This window comes from Pseudooceanicola nitratireducens (genome assembly GCF_900109195.1).
GTDB classification, from domain to species: Bacteria; Pseudomonadota; Alphaproteobacteria; order Rhodobacterales; family Rhodobacteraceae; genus Pseudooceanicola; species Pseudooceanicola nitratireducens.
Genome location: NZ_FNZG01000007.1, coordinates 43520 through 59574, shown reverse-complemented (window position 1 = coordinate 59574; position 16055 = coordinate 43520). Strand labels below are relative to the sequence as shown.

The 16055-nt window shown below is 60.7% G+C and carries 21 protein-coding genes; 12 read left to right on the top strand and 9 right to left on the bottom strand.

Annotated elements, in window-relative coordinates:
• Positions 1 to 9: 9 nt before the first annotated feature.
• Together petA and BMX99_RS17905 are read right to left on the bottom strand one after the other, a co-directional pair.
• Positions 10 to 567 carry a ubiquinol-cytochrome c reductase iron-sulfur subunit gene (petA, locus tag BMX99_RS17910; protein ID WP_093454957.1) on the bottom strand — a complete coding sequence of 186 codons (558 nt, stop codon included), beginning with the start codon at positions 565 to 567 and terminating at the stop codon, positions 10 to 12.
• A 108-nt stretch (positions 568 to 675) separates the two neighbouring features.
• The gene (locus BMX99_RS17905; RefSeq protein ID WP_093454956.1) at positions 676 to 1200 is read right to left on the bottom strand and encodes a hypothetical protein; all 525 of its coding nucleotides are present in this window, start codon (positions 1198 to 1200) and stop codon (positions 676 to 678) included.
• Between the two features lie 76 nt (positions 1201 to 1276).
• On the opposite strand from BMX99_RS17905, the gene BMX99_RS17900 reads away from it, so the two are divergent.
• Positions 1277 to 1840 (top strand): Crp/Fnr family transcriptional regulator, encoded by a 564-nt coding sequence (locus BMX99_RS17900; RefSeq protein WP_093454955.1) that lies wholly within the window; start codon positions 1277 to 1279, stop codon positions 1838 to 1840.
• On the opposite strand, the gene BMX99_RS17895 is transcribed toward BMX99_RS17900, so the two are convergent.
• From BMX99_RS17895 to BMX99_RS17880, 4 genes are read right to left on the bottom strand one after another with little or no spacing between them, the layout of a single operon-like run.
• Positions 1837 to 2286: a DUF411 domain-containing protein gene (locus BMX99_RS17895; protein WP_093454954.1), complete on the bottom strand. Its 450-nt coding sequence runs from the start codon at positions 2284 to 2286 to the stop codon at positions 1837 to 1839. The genes BMX99_RS17900 and BMX99_RS17895 overlap by 4 nt on opposite strands.
• Positions 2283 to 3296, bottom strand: coding sequence for a cation diffusion facilitator family transporter (locus tag BMX99_RS17890; protein WP_244525679.1), 1014 nt, complete (start codon positions 3294 to 3296; stop codon positions 2283 to 2285). Before BMX99_RS17890 ends, BMX99_RS17895 begins: the two co-directional genes overlap by 4 nt.
• A 1-nt stretch (position 3297) precedes the next feature.
• Positions 3298 to 3957, bottom strand: coding sequence for a TVP38/TMEM64 family protein (locus BMX99_RS17885; RefSeq protein ID WP_093454953.1), 660 nt, complete (start codon positions 3955 to 3957; stop codon positions 3298 to 3300).
• 3 nt (positions 3958 to 3960) lie between these two features.
• Entirely contained in the window at positions 3961 to 4347 is a 387-nt protein-coding gene (locus tag BMX99_RS17880; protein WP_244525680.1) for a DUF6010 family protein, read from the bottom strand.
• Between the two features lie 245 nt (positions 4348 to 4592).
• Between BMX99_RS17880 and BMX99_RS17875 the strand changes: the two genes are divergently transcribed.
• The 10 genes from BMX99_RS17875 to BMX99_RS17830 all read left to right on the top strand — a co-directional run bounded on the left by BMX99_RS17875 (position 4593) and on the right by BMX99_RS17830 (position 12461).
• On the top strand, positions 4593 to 5321 hold the full coding sequence (locus tag BMX99_RS17875) for a response regulator (RefSeq protein WP_093454969.1): 729 nt from the start codon (positions 4593 to 4595) through the stop codon (positions 5319 to 5321).
• A 5-nt stretch (positions 5322 to 5326) separates the two neighbouring features.
• Positions 5327 to 6772, top strand: coding sequence for an ATP-binding protein (locus tag BMX99_RS17870; protein WP_244525681.1), 1446 nt, complete (start codon positions 5327 to 5329; stop codon positions 6770 to 6772).
• A gap of 121 nt (positions 6773 to 6893) precedes the next feature.
• On the top strand, positions 6894 to 7463 hold the full coding sequence (locus BMX99_RS17865; RefSeq protein WP_093454951.1) for a L,D-transpeptidase: 570 nt from the start codon (positions 6894 to 6896) through the stop codon (positions 7461 to 7463).
• On the top strand, positions 7463 to 7903 hold the full coding sequence (locus BMX99_RS17860) for a c-type cytochrome (protein WP_093454950.1): 441 nt from the start codon (positions 7463 to 7465) through the stop codon (positions 7901 to 7903). Before BMX99_RS17865 ends, BMX99_RS17860 begins: the two co-directional genes overlap by 1 nt.
• Before the next feature lie 26 nt (positions 7904 to 7929).
• Complete coding sequence (locus BMX99_RS17855; RefSeq protein WP_093454949.1) at positions 7930 to 8274, top strand: copper resistance CopC family protein; 345 nt, start codon at positions 7930 to 7932, stop codon at positions 8272 to 8274.
• A 3-nt stretch (positions 8275 to 8277) separates the two neighbouring features.
• Entirely contained in the window at positions 8278 to 9144 is an 867-nt protein-coding gene (locus BMX99_RS17850) for a copper resistance D family protein (RefSeq protein ID WP_093454948.1), read from the top strand.
• Positions 9141 to 10526 (top strand): multicopper oxidase family protein, encoded by a 1386-nt coding sequence (locus BMX99_RS17845; protein WP_093454947.1) that lies wholly within the window; start codon positions 9141 to 9143, stop codon positions 10524 to 10526. The genes BMX99_RS17850 and BMX99_RS17845 overlap by 4 nt, the downstream gene beginning before the upstream one ends.
• Entirely contained in the window at positions 10523 to 10999 is a 477-nt protein-coding gene (locus BMX99_RS17840) for a c-type cytochrome (protein ID WP_093454946.1), read from the top strand. Before BMX99_RS17845 ends, BMX99_RS17840 begins: the two co-directional genes overlap by 4 nt.
• Before the next feature lie 10 nt (positions 11000 to 11009).
• Positions 11010 to 11738 carry a DsbA family protein gene (locus BMX99_RS17835; RefSeq protein WP_093454945.1) on the top strand — a complete coding sequence of 243 codons (729 nt, stop codon included), beginning with the start codon at positions 11010 to 11012 and terminating at the stop codon, positions 11736 to 11738.
• 54 nt (positions 11739 to 11792) lie between these two features.
• The gene (locus BMX99_RS17830; protein WP_093454944.1) at positions 11793 to 12461 is read left to right on the top strand and encodes a L,D-transpeptidase; all 669 of its coding nucleotides are present in this window, start codon (positions 11793 to 11795) and stop codon (positions 12459 to 12461) included.
• Between the two features lie 34 nt (positions 12462 to 12495).
• Here BMX99_RS17830 and BMX99_RS19550 read toward each other — a convergent pair whose 3' ends face one another.
• The 3 genes from BMX99_RS19550 to BMX99_RS17820 are packed head-to-tail and all read right to left on the bottom strand — an operon-like array spanning position 12496 to position 13334.
• Entirely contained in the window at positions 12496 to 12738 is a 243-nt protein-coding gene (locus BMX99_RS19550; protein WP_139199590.1) for a hypothetical protein, read from the bottom strand.
• Positions 12739 to 12773: 35 nt separating this feature from the next.
• Positions 12774 to 12989 carry a heavy-metal-associated domain-containing protein gene (locus BMX99_RS17825; RefSeq protein WP_093454943.1) on the bottom strand — a complete coding sequence of 72 codons (216 nt, stop codon included), beginning with the start codon at positions 12987 to 12989 and terminating at the stop codon, positions 12774 to 12776.
• A gap of 51 nt (positions 12990 to 13040) precedes the next feature.
• Positions 13041 to 13334, bottom strand: coding sequence for a hypothetical protein (locus BMX99_RS17820; RefSeq protein WP_093454942.1), 294 nt, complete (start codon positions 13332 to 13334; stop codon positions 13041 to 13043).
• A 206-nt stretch (positions 13335 to 13540) separates the two neighbouring features.
• Here BMX99_RS17820 and BMX99_RS17815 point away from each other — a divergent pair, with 206 nt between their 5' ends.
• On the top strand, positions 13541 to 16051 hold the full coding sequence (locus BMX99_RS17815) for a heavy metal translocating P-type ATPase (RefSeq protein WP_093454941.1): 2511 nt from the start codon (positions 13541 to 13543) through the stop codon (positions 16049 to 16051).
• Positions 16052 to 16055 lie beyond the last annotated feature (4 nt).

The window sequence follows — 16055 nt, the reverse complement described above, 5'->3', positions numbered from 1 at the left end:
TCATATTATTCAGCCTAGCGTCAGCACCATGTTGTCGGACAAGGCCAGGGGTGGAATGTGTAGGTTCTCCGGCGCAGGCCCTTTGCGAATACGACCCGCGGTATCGTAGTGCGACCCGTGGCAGGGACAGAACCACCCTCCAAAATCGCCCGCGCCATCGCCAAGCGGGACACATCCCAAATGCGTGCAGACACCGATCATCACCAGATAGGCGTCATGGCCCGGAATGGCCCGGTTCTCATCCTGCGCTGTGGCCTCGCCGGGAAGATTGGGATTGCGCGCATCGGTGTCCGGCAAGGTGGAGACCGCCTCTTCACGCGCCTGGGCCATCTCCGCTTGCGTCCGGTGGCGAATGAAGACGGGCTTTCCGCGCCAATTGACGGTCAGTTGGGTGCCTTCCGCGAGCCCGGAGATATCCACCGAGATCGTCGCCAGGGCGCGCACATCCGCCGATGGGTTCATTTGATTGATCAGCGGCCAGAGCGCCGCACCGGACGCGACCACGCCCGCGCCAGCAGTGGCATAATACAGGAAATCCCTGCGTTCAGTGTCGTCGGTGGCATCCATAGCACAGCGAGTGTGCAACCTTCCCGCCCCGGAACGTCAACGCGGGTTTTGTAATGTTTTGTCTGCAACCCGGGGGCTGGCGGAGGGAAACTGTGGCGGATCTTCAGCTCAATGGTGGGGCGGTTCGCCTTTTGCCACCATGAGGTGATGCTCCTGGTGATGCGCGCCGATGGTCATCAGCCCGAAGAACCCAAGACCCTGTATCTGGTCGGAATCGCCATCGACGAGGAGGGCAACACCATCCCCGAGATCCTCTGTCGTGACCTCCCAACCCGTCTCGGCAGCCAGGAACGGCGCATGGGCAGGCACCATGGCGCGAATGGCCTCGAGAACGCGCGGTGCTCCGCGGATTTCGAACCGGATACCGGCGGGCCGCACACTGCGGGTAACCTCGGCCTCCATCGTCACAAGCTCCATGTCCACCAGATGTCGCCTCAGGGCCGCGATATCGACATTTGCCCAATCGGTAGCGGGATCGGCGCGTAGGAGCGCCACGATCTCGGCCATGGCGGCAAAGGCAGATTGCCCGGTTTCCTGCGGACCCGGCATCGCATGCCCGGTCGCGGAATGGCTGTGCTGGGCCGCGACGGGTCCAGAAAATGACAGGGCAAGCAGGAGAGCAACAAGGCGCATGGGGGGATCCTTTTGAACGGCACGATACCCGTTTTTCGTAGCACGCAGGCCTGCTCTGGAATATGATTTCAATCATATGCTGCCAGAGCCCTACGACCTTCTCCCGACAACTGCGCGTCAGTCGCACACAATTGCGGCTGGCGACGTGCTCTTCCGACAGGGTGCAAGGACCCTGGGCCTCTATGTGCTGATAACCGGGCGTGTGCATCTCGAACGGGTTGGTCCGAATGGCGAGCGGCTCATCATTCACCGGGCGACATCCGGGACCAGCTTTGCCGAAGCCTCGGTCTTTTCGGAGCGCTATCATTGCGATGCCATCGTGATGGATGCAGGTGAGTTGGTCCGGATCGACAAGTCCGCGGTTCTCGCCGCCTTCGCGAACCCGGATTTTGCGCGGGCCTATGGACGCCATGCGGCCCAACAGGTTCAGGCGCACCGGCAGATCATGGGAATTGTCGGCATCCGACGCGCCGAGGATCGGGTGATGGCGGGGATCGTTGCGGGTCTTCTGGATGGCACCGTCGTCGACTTTGCCGCGCGCCTCCAGCTGACGCATGAGGCGACCTACCGTGCGCTGCGGGCGCTTGTCGAAGCGGGCCGGGTTACAAACCCGTCCCGTGGGACCTACCGATTGGCCTAGCTATGACTGGCAAAGACCGATGTCGCGCCATCAGGCCCGACAAGCAGCGTATCAAACGTATCGCCGGCACCGGGACCGCCCATGCCGGGGGAACTCATCGGCATACCCGGTACACTCAGCCCGCGCGCCGCCGGTTGCTCTGAAAGAAGCCGGGCGATGTCCTCAGCCGGCACATGGCCCTCAATGAAATAATCGCCCACCACGGCGGTGTGGCAACCGGCCAGTTCCGGCGCGATCCGGAGCCTGTCTTTCAGCGCATAGAGGGCGTCCTGATCGACATCCTGGGCCTCGACCAGAAATCCGGCTTGCCGGACATGATCGACCCAGGCCGTGCAGCATCCGCAGGTCGGGGTTTTGACAACCTTGATGATGGGCCCGGCATCAGCCATGGCCGGGAGCGCGATTGTGGCGGCAGCGCCGGTCAGCAGAAAGCTACGTCGTTTCATGTGTCGTTTCCTTTTGAATTGCGTTCGAGATTAGCATCCGGAGCGGCACTGTCGAGGTGATCGCGGTGCGCAGGTGGTTCATGAAGCTCTGCCTGCGGCCCCATCGATTGCGTGACGTCCAAATCGTCCGCGTGGCGCTCGTCGAGGCAGTCCGTTTCAAGCTGCAGGGTCACCATGTGAAACCGGTGATGCTTGGTAAGGTGCGTATAGGCGGTCTCAAGGATGCGCGCGGCATCGGCAGGTTCTGCATGGCGCAGATGGGCCGAGAAGGCGTGCTTGCCGCTGGTCAGGGTCCAGGCGTGGACATGGTGGACATCGAGAACGCCGTCCTGCGCGCGCAGATCAGCGGTCACGGCCGAGAGATCAGTTTCTTCCGGGGTCCCTTCCAACAGAATATGCACCGCCTCGCGGATAACTCCGATCGAGGCCCAGAGGAGCACGACCCCGAAGGCCATACCAAGGATCGGATCGATCGCCAGAAAGCCGGTGAACTCGATGACGAGCGCGGTCACGATGATCAACAGGCTGCCGACGAAGGTCTGGATGATGTGCCAGAGGGCCCCGCGGGCATTCAGATCATCCTGGCTGGATTTCCACATCAGGCCGAGCGAGATCACCTCGGTGACCAAGCCACCGAAGGCCACCCAGAGCATCGGTCCCGTGGGCAGATGGATCGGATTTCCGAGCCGCATCGCCCCCATCCAGATCACCAGAAGCGCCATGCCGAGAAGAAAGCCGCCATTCACGAGCGCGCCAATGATCTCTGCGCGATACCACCCGTAACTGCGCGCCATATCCGCCGGGCGGCGCGCGATCCGCTGCGCAATGATGGCGACGAGCACGCCCCCGACGGCGGACAACGTGTGAAACGCATCTGACAGCACCGCGATCGAGCCGGTCCAGAGCCCGACGGCCAGTTCGATCACGAAGTAGATGCCGGTCAGCCAGGCAGATATGACCAGAGCTTTTCCCGACGACGGCATATGTCCCGCATGTGAATGAGTGGCCATGTCAGATCTCCTTTTTCGGCGTGCGGCGGTCACGCCATACCGCAAAGAGGACGGACGCGGCGGTAAATGCGCCAAGCGCCAGCGCCGTCCAGGTGGCGGTTTGCACGTCCCCATTCATGGCTTCGCTGCCGAGATGGGCGAGCAAGAAGCTGGCCGGAATGATCCCCGCGAGGGTCGCCAGGGCAAACCGCCAAAGGTGCAAGACGCTCAATCCTGCAGCGTAGCTGACCATGTCGAAGGACAGGAACGGCAGCAGTCGGCTTCCGAACACCAGAAACGTCAGTGTATTCTGTGACCCCAGAAGTCCACGCCCGATCGTCTCGCCGACATGGCGTTCCACGAAAGAGCGCCCCAGCCCGCGCGCGAGTAGAAACGCAGCAAGCGCGCCGATCTCCGCGCCGAGCACGACAAGCAGTGTTCCGTAGGTGTGACCATAGGCGGCCCCGGCAGCCAGCGCGATCGGCGCCGAGGGCAGGGGACTGGCCACGATCGCCAGCGTCATCAGCGCCACGACCAGAAGCGGACCAAGAAGACCAGCTGCCTCGATCCAAAGGCGCAGGTCGTCGCGCTCCGGCAGATCGGCATCGAGCCCCGCAAGGTCCGGACGCGCCAGGACGAGAAGCAAGAGCCCCAGAAGGACAAGAACAACGACACGCACCATGGCCTACCTCGTATAAAGCAGCACAAGAAAGGCTGCCGCCATCAGGTCAAAGACGACGCAAAACGGGATGTACCAGTGTGGGACCCGGGCAAGCCGGACCGCATTGTGATGGGCAAGATCCCACAGCGCATGGAGCGCGAGACCCAGAGGCAAGGCTGCCCAATGCCAAAGGAGACCCGCTACGGCCGCCGCACCAAAGACGAGAGCAACCGCCAGCTCAGACCAGAACACGGAGCGACGGCCATCGGCGGCACCGAACCCGATATAGGCCCCGCCGATCAGGGCCAGTGTGACCGCTGCCAAGGCAAGCGAGTCTGCCTGTTCCAGGAGGAGGTGGGCGGGCATTGTGACCACAAAAAGCGCAAATCCGATCCACGCGGGCGCCGCCATGGTCCGGTGCACTGATTGGGCGGGATGTTGCCCCGATATGTCTGGTCTTGCGCCTGTCATGCCGCGTCAGATGGGGCTTCCAGCAGCTGGAGGGTCAAGACATGTCAGGTCGATTGATACATATTGCGACAAACGAGGTGCGGGTCTTTCCCGAAAGAACAATCTATTCTGGGTGTTATGGAACTCAATCTATTGAATAGTAGGCCGATCAGCCAGACGTGCCGATGTGTGGGACCCGATCGCTGATGGCGGCATCGGCGCATATTCTGGTCGTCGATGATCATGCCGAGATCCGGCACTCCGTGACGCGCTACCTGGAGAAAAACGGGCTGCGCGCGACGGGAGCCAAAAGTGCGGGCGAGATGGATGCGCGATTGAGCGAGGACAAATTCGATCTGATCGTGCTCGATATCATGATGCCGGGAGAGGACGGGCTCGCGGCCTGTGCACGGTTGCGTCGGGAGCAGCAGCATACCCCGATTCTCATGCTGACGGCGCTCGGCGACGATGACGCTCGGATCAAGGGGCTCGACACCGGTGCAGATGACTACTTGGCCAAGCCCTTCAATCCGCGCGAGCTTCTGGCCCGGATCAATGCGATCCTGCGCCGTGCGGGGGACGGATATGCACCCCATGGCGGAACATTTGCGGGCAAGCGGGCCGTTTTTGCCGGGATCACATTCGATCACGACGCCAGCCATGTCATTTGCCCCGATGGCACGGTCAATACATTGACCACGGCCGAAGCAAAGCTGCTGACGGTCTTACTTGAGCGTCCTCGGGCGGTGATCGGCCGGGATGAGCTCCTGGAATTGAGCGCCGGCCGTGTTGCCGGACCATTTGACCGAACGATCGACAATCAGGTTTCGCGCCTGCGCCGGAAAATCGAACCCGATGTGCTTCGCCCCCGGATCATATCGACCGTGCGCAATGGTGGATATTGCCTGAACTGTGATGTGGAGGTCGAGGCCTGATGCGAATGGGGTTCCGCTCACAGATCGCCCTTTTGGTGGTGGTGGTTCTGTTCGTGGCGCAGGTCGTGGGTTTGTGGCTTTTCGTCGATGAACGGTCGCTGGCCGTGCAAGCGGCCATCGGCAGCGAGGCAGCCGGACGCGCGGCAAACGTCGCCCGTCTGATCGAGGAGGCACCGCCGACGTTGCATGAGGATATTGTGGCGGCGGCAAACTCGCCCCTTGTACGCTTCGATCTCGGCGACACGCCTGCCGTAACGCACACCCACCATGATGAGAACGGAGCGATAGAAGCGCGCGTGCGTGCGCTTTTGAACGATGGCTACACCCGCGATATCCGGGTCGAAGTGCATGAGATTGAACAGGGGCTGTTGCCGCTGCCGAACCTCTCTCCGGAAATGGCGGAAATGCACGCCGAGATGATGCAGGGCACCCTGGCGGCCCTCGAGATGGAGGTCTCGATCGCCATTGCCGGAGGCCAATGGCTGAACGTCGCCACCCGGTTCGAGCGGCCGCCCATACAATGGTCTTGGGCCTCCACCCTCTCTTTCGTGTTGACGGCCGCCGTGTTGCTGCTTGCGATCTTCTGGTTTCTGCTGACGCGCCTGACGCGGCCACTGAATGATCTCGCCGCGGCAGCCGAGGAGTTCGGGCGCGGTGGCGGGCAAGGACCCCTCACGCCGGTCGGCCCAAATGAAGTGCGGAACCTGACGACGGCCTTCAATGACATGCAAACGCGCCTGGCTCGCTTCGTCACGGACAGGACGCAAATGCTGGCCGCCCTGGCCCATGACTTGAGATCGCCACTCACCGCGCTCAGGGTTCATGCCGAGATGGTGGAGGATGCGGAGACCAAGACCGGCATCACGGCCTCTCTCGACGAGATGCAGGATATGGTGGAAGCCACGCTGGCCTATGCGCGCGGTGTGGGACAGGACGAGGCCCTGCAACGGACCGAGATTGGCGCGTTCCTGACCGACATTCGGGACGCTACCAACGGTGCGTTGGACGTGCGCCCGGGACCCGAGGCAATGGTGCAGATCAAGCCCAAGGCGCTGCGCCGTGCTTTGCGCAATCTCATCGACAACGCGGGGCGCTACGGGCGCAACCCGACCCTAACCTGGGGCGTCTCTGACGAGAGCATCGAGATTTTGGTCGAGGACGATGGGCCGGGAATCCCTGACAACCGCTTGCGCGATGTGTTTCAGCCCTTCCTGCGCTTGGAAGGATCGCGCTCCCGCGAAACCGGAGGCCATGGGCTGGGCCTTTCAATCGCCCGCAGCATCGTTTTGCAACACGGCGGCGCGATCACCCTGTCGAACCGTGCAGAGGGCGGACTCCGTGCGCACATTGTTTTGCCCGTGACTGCGCATCAAGCTGCAATGACATCTCCGTCAGAGCATCCCGAAGCGCGCGCCGAAACCGGATTTTCGGCTCGGACTAAAAAAGTGTAGCGCCGCGGTCCAACCGGCGGGTTGATACATAACCTTACAAAATTCCGGGGCTCCCTGCGTTCCGTCGCTCACTGATCTTCGATAGAAAACAAAGCGTTCGACATGGAAACGAGGCAGAGCCATGCAGGCAAGAAATCGATCCTTTTGGTCGCGTCGTCATTTTGTCGGCGGCGTCGGCGCGGCGCTCCTGTTTGCGCCTTCGGTGCTGCGCGCAGAACCACGCGCACCGGTTCGGCGCAACGCTTCGAGCTTCAGAACCCACGATTGGCAAGACCACTTCGATCATCTGGGCAAAGGCATCATTATCGCGGACACCAATTCACGGGCGCTTCAGCAATGGACAGCCGACGGTGAAATGTTTCTTTATCCGACATCGGTTCCAATGACGGATGAGCTGACGCGGCGGGGCTATACAGAGATCGTTTTCAAAGATCCTGAGCCGGATTGGACACCCACGCCATCCATGCGCGAGCGCGATCCGTCCTTGCCGGCCTATATGCCGCCAGGTCCGGACAATCCGCTCGGGGTGCGGTCGCTGCATTTGACCTGGCAATATTATCGCATTCACGGGACACACGATACACGCAAGATTGGTCGTCGTTCGTCGAGCGGCTGCATCGGCCTCTACAACGAACATATCATTGAGGTTTACAATCGGACACCGGTCGGAACGCAGGTCAAATTGATCTGATGGGGCGTTACACGATCTTATCCGTCGCCCTTGCGGTGGTTCTTGGCATTGGCTTCTGGTGGACAGGACCAACTGACGATGACGTGGCAACGACCACGGACGACGCGTCTCGCGCCAACGGGCCCATGGTCGATGTCGCCTTGCCGGAAGTGCTGTCGGCCAACGCGGAGGTCGGCAAACTGGCCTACGATGCGAAATGTGCAGCCTGTCACGGCGCAAATGCTGCCGGGCAGGACGGTGTGGCGCCCCCTCTTGTGCATAAGATTTACGAACCCAGCCACCATGGGGATGCCGCTTTCCTTCTGGCGGCCAAGAATGGTGTCCGTGCGCATCATTGGCGCTTTGGGAACATGCCGCCGGTCGAAGGTGTCACCGATGGCGATGTGAAAATGATCGTGGCCTATGTGCGTGAGTTGCAACGCGCGAATGGTATAAACTGACTGAAGAAACCGACGAAGGACGATCCGTGATATACAGAGTCGCACTGACAATTTTTTTGGCGCTGACCAGCGCGCAAGCCCTCGCCCATTCTGAAAAGGAAAGCATGACGCCTGCAGACGGAGCCATTCTTGACGCCGTACCGGAGACGATTGGATTGCGCTTCAACGATGGGATGCGATTGACGAAAGTCGAAATGACCCATGCTGAGACGCACACCGAGGCTCTGGACCTCGGCACCCAATCCGGTTTTGTCAAAGAATTCTCGCTTCCTCTCACGCCCATGGGGCCGGGCATGTATCACATTGAATGGCGCGGGCTTGGTGTTGATGGGCACCCGATGAACGGTGTCTTCTCGTTTGAAGTGAAGTGAGCGGTGCCGGATATCTGGGGACAGGCTGCGGTTGCCACAAAGTTTTTGCTCTATCTCGGCGTCCTCACGAGTGCCGGGCTGATACTCTGTCGCCAAGTCTTTTCCGAGCAGTTGGCTGGGCTCGACCGTTTTCTACGCGCCTGGGCCGTCTTCTTTGCTCTTTTGGCGGCTACAATGTCATTCCTCGGCTTTGCCGTGCGGGGCGCGGTGCTCATGGATGATGCTTCAGGCATGACTGATCTGGCGATCCTGGCGTTGCTCTGGGAAACGCCGCCCGGAGACGCCCTGCTGTTGCGGCTACTGGGCCTGGGGGCACTCCTGACCGGTGTGGTCTTGGGGGGACGGTGGCTATGGGTCGCGCTCTTGGGCAGTTTCTTGGCAATCTGGAGTTTTTGCGAGATCGGTCATGTCGCCAGCGAAGATCGCCTGTGGTTTCAGAGCGTCTTGTTCGGTCATCTGATCGTTGCCGCATTCTGGATCGGCGTCCTTCTTCCACTCCATAAGCTTTCGGGGTCTGCGGACACATTGCGAGTTGCTGCCGTGCTTGGACATCGCTTTGGACAGGTCGCATCTGTTGCGGTCCCACTCCTACTACTCGCTGGCGTGGTAATGACCTGGCGACTGGTTGGTTCGTTACCCGCGCTTCTCGGCACTGCCTATGGTTTGACACTTCTGGCAAAGATTGCCGTCGTGACGCTGCTTCTGGCCCTTGCCGCCATCAACAAAACACGGCTTGTGCCCGCTTTGCAGAGCGGTGATCCCAAAGCTGGGCCACACCTTGCAAGATCGATTTCTCTCGAATGGGTTTGTATCGGTGTCATCTTGCTTGCCACGGCTGTCTTCACCTCAATTCTAACGGTGCCATCATGAAACTTTCAAAACGCGATTTTCTTCGCATGAGTGCTGCCGGTTTGGCGTGCATGCCGAATTCACTGTTCGCGCAGACAGACATGCGCGCGGTGACAGCCCGGGTCGCAGATATACAGCTTTTGCCTGATGACTACGGAAAAACACAGATCTGGGGGTTCGATGGTATCGCGCCGGGCCCTGAAATCCGGGTTACGCAAGGCGCGCGGGTACAGAGACGTATTATCAATGAGTTACCCGATCCGACATCGACCCATTGGCACGGGATCCGCATCGACAATGCGATGGATGGGGTGGCCGGTCTGACGCAGGACGCCATTCGCCCCGGGGACAGCTTTGACTACGATTTCGTTGTCCCCGATGCGGGCACCTACTGGTATCACGCGCACAACCGCTCGTTCGAGCAAGTCGCACGTGGTCTTCAGGGTGCGCTGATCGTCGAAGAGCCGGAGCCGATCGATATCGACCGTGAAGAGGTCCTGATCCTCGACGATTGGCGGATCGATCCGGAAACAGCCCAGATTGCGGATACTTTCGGGGCGATGCATGACCTCAGCCATGCCGGGCGTCTTGGAAATTACATCACAACGAACGGCGTCTACAATCTCGCAAAGAGCGTGAAACGGCATGAGCGTCTGCGCCTGCGGCTGATCAATGCGTCCAACGCCCGGATTTTCCAACTTGCGCTGGAGGGGCTCGAAGGCTGGATTGTGGCCATGGACGGGATGCCGCTGGCCGTGCCGCAACCCGTGGAAGGTTCATTCCTGCTGTCGTCGGCACAACGGGTGGACCTGATCGTCGACGTGACCGCAGAGGTCGGCAGCGCAGGCCATATCGTGCAATTGAGCCGCGATGAAAGCTTTTCTCAGGTGGCCTTCGAGGTGACAGGCGACGGTACACGCGCGCGGCGCGGAACGCCTCAACCCCTCCCACCGAATGCCCATGCCATCCCCGATCTGGGATCGGCAAGGGACATCGCATTGCTGATGGAAGGGGGGGCCATGGGCGGCATGCGCGGTGCCATGATGGGCGGTCGGATGTCTTCGATGCGCGACATGATGGAGACAGGAAACTTCTGGGCCTTCAATGGCGCGGTGGGGGGCATGGATGGTCCAGCACTGGCGGAGTTGTCGCGTGGCGAAACCGTTCGGCTGAAGATCACCAATGACACGTCGTTTCCGCATGCCATGCATCTCCATGGGATGCACTTTCACGAGATCGCAGCCGATGGCAGCCTCGGCGCGCTACGCGACACCACACTGCTGGACCGGGGCGAAGTGCGCGCCCTTGCCTTCGTGGCAGACAACCCCGGAAAATGGTTGCTGCATTGCCATATGCTGTCACACGCGGCGTCCGGCATGATGACATGGGTCAATGTGGCATGAGAGCGATGGCTGCCATCCTCGGGATTGGTGTCCTGGCGGCTCTCGGGGCGGCAGCCTATGTCTGGACCGGGTCTGCCGGTGATGTCCAAAGCGTGGTGATGCCGGAAAGCGTCGATCTCGTGGCCGGCGAAGCGCTTTATGCCGAGACCTGCGCTGCGTGCCATGGGGCCAATCTGGAGGGTCAGGACAACTGGCGGAGTCCGGGCGCGGACGGTCGGCTGCCTGCACCTCCCCATGATGAAACGGGTCACACCTGGCATCATGCCGACCAGGTGCTGTTCGACTACACAAAGCTTGGGGGCCGAGAGGTGATGGCCGCTCAGGGCATGGAGTTCGACAGCGGTATGCCCGGATTCGGCGACCAACTGTCCGACCAGGAAATCTGGAATATCCTCGGGTACATCAAGTCGACCTGGCCCGAGGAAATACAGGATATTCAGTACGCGCGCACCCATGGTGTGCCGGTGAACTAGGAGAACTCTCATGAAGATCGCAATGACGATGTCTCTGGTCGTCACTTTGCTCGCCCCATTCGCGTCTCATGCTGACGCGCTCAGCGAAGACCGGGTCAAGGAATTGGTCCTGGAGGCCATCCGCGAAAACCCGGAGATCGTCCTCGAGGCGGTTCAGATCATTGAACGGCGTGAACAGGAACGGCAGGCGGCCGCGGCGGCGAGTGTCCTCTCCGAAAATCGCGATCTCCTCGAGAACGACCCGAACGCACCGGTTCTCGGAAATCCAGAAGGCGACGTCACGGTCGTGGAGTTCTTCGATTACAACTGCCCCTATTGCCGTAGGGTAAAGCCGCATATTGAAGCGCTCTTGGACGAAGATCCCAATGTGAGGCTGGTCTATCGAGAGTGGCCGATCCTCGGCGACGGCTCTGTTTTTGCCGCGCGCGCCGCATTGGCCGCGCGAGAGCAGGGTAAATACGAGGAATTTCACTGGGCGTTGATGGGCATGCAAGGCCGGGCCGAGGAAGCGTCCGTCATCCAGGTCGCACAGGAGATTGGTTTGGATATCGCGCAGCTGCGACGGGACATGCAGGCACCTGAGATCGATGCCCATATCGCGGCGTCAATGGAGATGAGCCGCGCGCTCGGCTTCAATGGCACGCCATCCTTTGTGATCGGAGACGCGCTGGTTCCGGGGGTCATCGAGGCCGATCAGATGATCCGTCTTACGCAGGAGGCACGCGCCGCAGGTCAATAGTTTCCTGACAATTGGCGAACGGACACAGTCAAGACGAGTGAAAGAGGTATTTTGATGGCCAAACTGACGCGTCGGCACTTTGTGGTAGGGTCTGCAATGCTCTTTTCGGCGCCACTCGCCACGTCGATATCGGCAGCGCCCACGTCCCCGCGCGCGATGTGGGATGTCTGGGATGCGCAAGTCACACCTCCGGGTTATGACCCCTCAACTTCCAATCCGTGGGGGGTTCATCCGCGGTTCCTACCGGTTCGGGTGGAGGCAAAGGCGGGCCTCGTGCCGGGTGACATCCATGTCGATGCCGTTGCGCGCTACTTGTATCATATCGAGCCGAACGGCAGCACGGCGATGCGCTATGGCGTGGCCATCGCACGCGGGACATTGTACGAGCCGGGTGTCTACACGATCCGGCGTAAAGCCAAGTGGCCCACGTGGCGTCCAACGGACGACATGATCGAACGCGACCCGGACCTTTATGCACAGCATGCGGAGGGGATGGACGCGGGGCCAACCAACCCATTGGGATCCCGTGCGCTTTATCTCTACGTGGGGAACCGGGACACTTATCTGCGTATTCATGGATCGCCTGAGCCGCGTTCGATCGGAGGTCGGGCGAGTTCGGGGTGCGTGCGCATGATCATGGCACATATCAACGATCTCTATCCCAACGTGGAAACGGGCAAAACCGCTCACCTGTATCCGCCCGAAGATGCGATCGGGGGCTAATGGGGCATTTTGGTGTTGCTCAAAGCGTCTTGAACTAGCTCACCGCCTGGCAGATTGGATTGCCTTGTGGCGTTCTGAGAGGCAACCAGGTCGCTTCAACCGGGCCGTTGTGAAGATACCAAAAACAATTGTCATTCGGATCAAGCCGTACCTTGTTGAGGTTCTGGTATGGCGCAGCGAGACCGACGAGTGGTTCAGGCAATTCGGTGAAGGCACCGTCCGCATCGACCACGGGTGTCGTGGAATATCCGGTCAGCAGATAAGCACTAAAGATCAAGCCCGACGCCTTCAAGATCGTGTTTATCCGGCTCTTCAATCCTCCGGACCTTCTTCCAGAGCGGTCGCCGGATAACCAGCTTCCGCAAGAACCTGAAGCAGGGCCGCCGAGGAGGAGGCTGTCGAGTCGATCTCTGTCGTGTGTGCAGCCAAATCCGGCCGAATGGTTGCGGACGGGTCTGCAGCCTTGACCGCTTTTTCGATAGCTGCAATGCAATGGCCGCAGCTCATGTCTGGGACGTGAAATTTCATGGTGTATCCTCTTCTCACTCATAGGAACTAAGGGTTCCAGCGGGTGGAAGGTCAAGCATCCATCGATGTTGGAAAAGGGGCTTTTGAGGGCGCGGGTGCGTTGCTATCCGATGACTTGCCGCTTCCATGGCAGGACTTCCCCATGAAGAAGAACATCACGCCATGTGCGCCGAGGCAAAGGGCGATTGGTGCTAGAACGCCCAAAATGTCCTGCAATCCAAAAAACGAGCCGCCTCGGGCAAAGAAAACAAGCAGCGGAAGCAGCATCACCGCGCAGCACACCCACATGCCGACGTGCATCATTTTTGAATTCTGCGGCTGCTGTTCCTGATCTGACATTTTCATCGGGCACTCTCCTGACCGGGGAATAGCGCACCGGTGGCTTGTCCGCCAAGTTTACAAATCGATACATTTCAATTGGAAACAGGGGGTTAGACATGCTTCAGGTTGATGCTGTGCCGGTCACCAAAAGAAATCTCCGATGACCCCTTGAGCTTCCAGTGACTGGAAGCCCTATATCTGCCTAGACCATACAATCCAGGTAACACGCTATGACCGACACCAGCCAAACAACGCTCAGCATCGACGGCATGACCTGTGCATCCTGCGTGGGACGTGTTGAAAAGGCCTTGGCGGGGCTCGACGGCGTTTCCGACGTCGCCGTCAACCTCGCGTCTGAGACGGCGCGCCTTTCGCTGGATGATCCGTCTCGGCTAACCGACGCCACGCAGACGCTTGCCTCCTTGGGTTATCCCGCGCGGACATCCAAAGTCACTTTGAACATTGCGTCCATGTCCTGCGCATCCTGCGTCGGACGGGTGGACAAGGCACTGGCGGACGTGCCCGGAGTGCTTTCCGTCAGCGTGAACCTGGCGGCAGAAACGGCAACGATCGAGTATCTCGAGGGCGCGGTGTCCTTGGGCGATTTGATGGCGGCATCGGCGGCGATTGGTTATCCGGCCGAGATTGCAGAGGCGCAGGCGAGCCAGTCTCGCGCCGCACGCAAGGCAGAAGAAGCCGACGGACTGCGTCGCAGCGTCCTTTTGGCAGCAATTCTAACGCTCCCGGTCTTCATCCTAGAAATGGGCTCCCATCTTATTCCGGCATTTCATCACTTGGTGATGACGACGATTGGTCTCCAAACGTCTTGGATCATCCAGTTCGTCCTCGCAACACTCGTCCTCTTCGGGCCGGGACGCCATTTCTACACCAAGGGGTTTCCCGCGCTTTTCAAGGGCGCGCCGGACATGAACAGCCTCGTTGCCGTCGGCACCGGCGCGGCCTGGGGGTACTCGGTGGTCGCAACCTTTCTTCCCGGACTCCTGCCAGAGGGGGTACGCGCGGTTTACTTTGAGGCAGCTGCGGTCATCGTCGTCCTCATTCTGGTTGGGCGCTGGCTTGAGGCACGCGCGAAGGGTCGCACCGGCGCAGCGATTCAGGCTTTGCTGGGCCTGCAGGTCCGCACCGCGCGCGTCATTCGGGGCGGTGAAACGGCGGAGGTCGATGTCGACGCACTCGCTGTCGGCGATGTGATCCTTGTCCGACCGGGTGAACGGATCCCCGTGGATGGCGAGGTGACCGAGGGGTCGAGTAATGTCGATGAGAGCATGATTACCGGAGAGCCCGTGCCCGTGCAGAAAACCGCTGGTGCCGCTGTCACTGGCGGGACTGTCAACGGCACTGGAAGCCTGACGTTTAAGGCCGCACGGGTTGGTTCAGATACCACACTCGCGCAGATCATCCGCATGGTCGAAGAGGCTCAAGGTGCCAAGCTGCCCATCCAGGGCCTAGTTGACCGCGTGACCCTGTGGTTCGTGCCTGCCGTCATGGTGCTCGCGGCACTCACGGTTGTGATCTGGTTGCTTGTCGGACCGGACCCGGCTTTGACCTTTGCGCTGGTGGCCGGCGTCTCGGTTCTGATCATCGCCTGTCCTTGCGCCATGGGCTTGGCCACACCCACGTCGATCATGGTGGGCACCGGGCGCGCCGCAGAGATGGGAGTCTTGTTCCGCAAGGGGGATGCGCTCCAAGCCTTGTCCGAAGTCGATGTCATCGCACTCGACAAGACGGGGACTGTCACCGAAGGCCAGCCGTCGCTGACCGATCTGGTCACTACCGACGGTTTCGACCGAGACAAAGTGCTGAGCCTGATCGCCGCTGTGGAGGCCCAGTCTGAGCATCCCATCGCCGAAGCCATTGTCCGCGGCGCGCGGGCCGAAGGGATCGCCGTTCCGAATGCCACGGGCTTCCGGTCGATCACCGGTTACGGCGTCGCCGCGACTGTCGAAGGTCAGGAGGTGATGGTCGGCGCGGACCGTTATATGTCCCGCGAAGGGATCGAAATCGCCGCCTTGGTCGAAACGGAAGCCGAGCTGGCAGGGCGGGGCCGGACAGCGCTTTATGCGGCGATCGACGGCAAACTGGCCGCAGTGATCGCCGTGGCGGACCCCGTGAAACCCGCCAGCCAGGAAGCCATTGCAGCCCTGCACGCGCGCGGTTTCAAGGTTGCGATGATCACCGGAGACAAACGCGAGACGGCGGAGGCCATCGCGCGCGAAACCGGAATCGACCACGTGATCGCGGGTGTCCTGCCGGATGGCAAGGTCGCAGCGCTCGACGATCTGCGCGCGGGAGACCGAATGATTGCTTTCGTCGGCGACGGCATCAATGATGCACCGGCCTTGGCCCATGCGGATGTCGGCATCGCCATCGGCACCGGAACCGATGTCGCTATCGAATCCGCCGATGTGGTCTTGATGTCAGGCGATCTGCGCGGCGTGGTGAATGCGGTTGAGGTTTCCAGGCGCACCATGTCGAACATTCGCCAGAACCTCGTCTGGGCCTTCGGGTACAATGTCGCGCTGATCCCGGTCGCTGCCGGGGTTCTCTATCCGGCCTTTGGTTTGCTTCTTTCCCCGGTCTTCGCGGCGGGTGCTATGGCCCTGTCGTCGGTATCGGTTCTGACAAACGCCCTGCGTCTGCGCCGCATCGCGCCGGCCTTGCGTGAAGACAGAGACATCACCGCACCACGGATCAGTGCACAGACCCAACCCGCGGAATAGGAGG

Coding starts and splice junctions, on each gene's coding strand:
- BMX99_RS17905 (WP_093454956.1), bottom strand. CDS start 1,200: ATGCGCCTTGTTGCTCTCCTGCTTGCCCTGTCATTTTCTGGACCCGTC.
- BMX99_RS17895 (WP_093454954.1), bottom strand. CDS start 2,286: ATGAAACGACGTAGCTTTCTGCTGACCGGCGCTGCCGCCACAATCGCG.
- petA (WP_093454957.1), bottom strand. CDS start 567: ATGGATGCCACCGACGACACTGAACGCAGGGATTTCCTGTATTATGCC.
- BMX99_RS17865 (WP_093454951.1), top strand. CDS start 6,894: ATGCAGGCAAGAAATCGATCCTTTTGGTCGCGTCGTCATTTTGTCGGC.
- BMX99_RS17825 (WP_093454943.1), bottom strand. CDS start 12,989: ATGAAATTTCACGTCCCAGACATGAGCTGCGGCCATTGCATTGCAGCT.
- BMX99_RS17835 (WP_093454945.1), top strand. CDS start 11,010: ATGAAGATCGCAATGACGATGTCTCTGGTCGTCACTTTGCTCGCCCCA.
- BMX99_RS17815 (WP_093454941.1), top strand. CDS start 13,541: ATGACCGACACCAGCCAAACAACGCTCAGCATCGACGGCATGACCTGT.
- BMX99_RS17885 (WP_093454953.1), bottom strand. CDS start 3,957: ATGGTGCGTGTCGTTGTTCTTGTCCTTCTGGGGCTCTTGCTTCTCGTC.
- BMX99_RS17830 (WP_093454944.1), top strand. CDS start 11,793: ATGGCCAAACTGACGCGTCGGCACTTTGTGGTAGGGTCTGCAATGCTC.
- BMX99_RS17820 (WP_093454942.1), bottom strand. CDS start 13,334: ATGAAAATGTCAGATCAGGAACAGCAGCCGCAGAATTCAAAAATGATG.
- BMX99_RS17880 (WP_244525680.1), bottom strand. CDS start 4,347: ATGGCGGCGCCCGCGTGGATCGGATTTGCGCTTTTTGTGGTCACAATG.
- BMX99_RS17840 (WP_093454946.1), top strand. CDS start 10,523: ATGAGAGCGATGGCTGCCATCCTCGGGATTGGTGTCCTGGCGGCTCTC.
- BMX99_RS17875 (WP_093454969.1), top strand. CDS start 4,593: ATGGCGGCATCGGCGCATATTCTGGTCGTCGATGATCATGCCGAGATC.
- BMX99_RS17900 (WP_093454955.1), top strand. CDS start 1,277: ATGCTGCCAGAGCCCTACGACCTTCTCCCGACAACTGCGCGTCAGTCG.
- BMX99_RS17845 (WP_093454947.1), top strand. CDS start 9,141: ATGAAACTTTCAAAACGCGATTTTCTTCGCATGAGTGCTGCCGGTTTG.
- BMX99_RS17870 (WP_244525681.1), top strand. CDS start 5,327: ATGGGGTTCCGCTCACAGATCGCCCTTTTGGTGGTGGTGGTTCTGTTC.
- BMX99_RS17860 (WP_093454950.1), top strand. CDS start 7,463: ATGGGGCGTTACACGATCTTATCCGTCGCCCTTGCGGTGGTTCTTGGC.
- BMX99_RS17890 (WP_244525679.1), bottom strand. CDS start 3,296: ATGGCCACTCATTCACATGCGGGACATATGCCGTCGTCGGGAAAAGCT.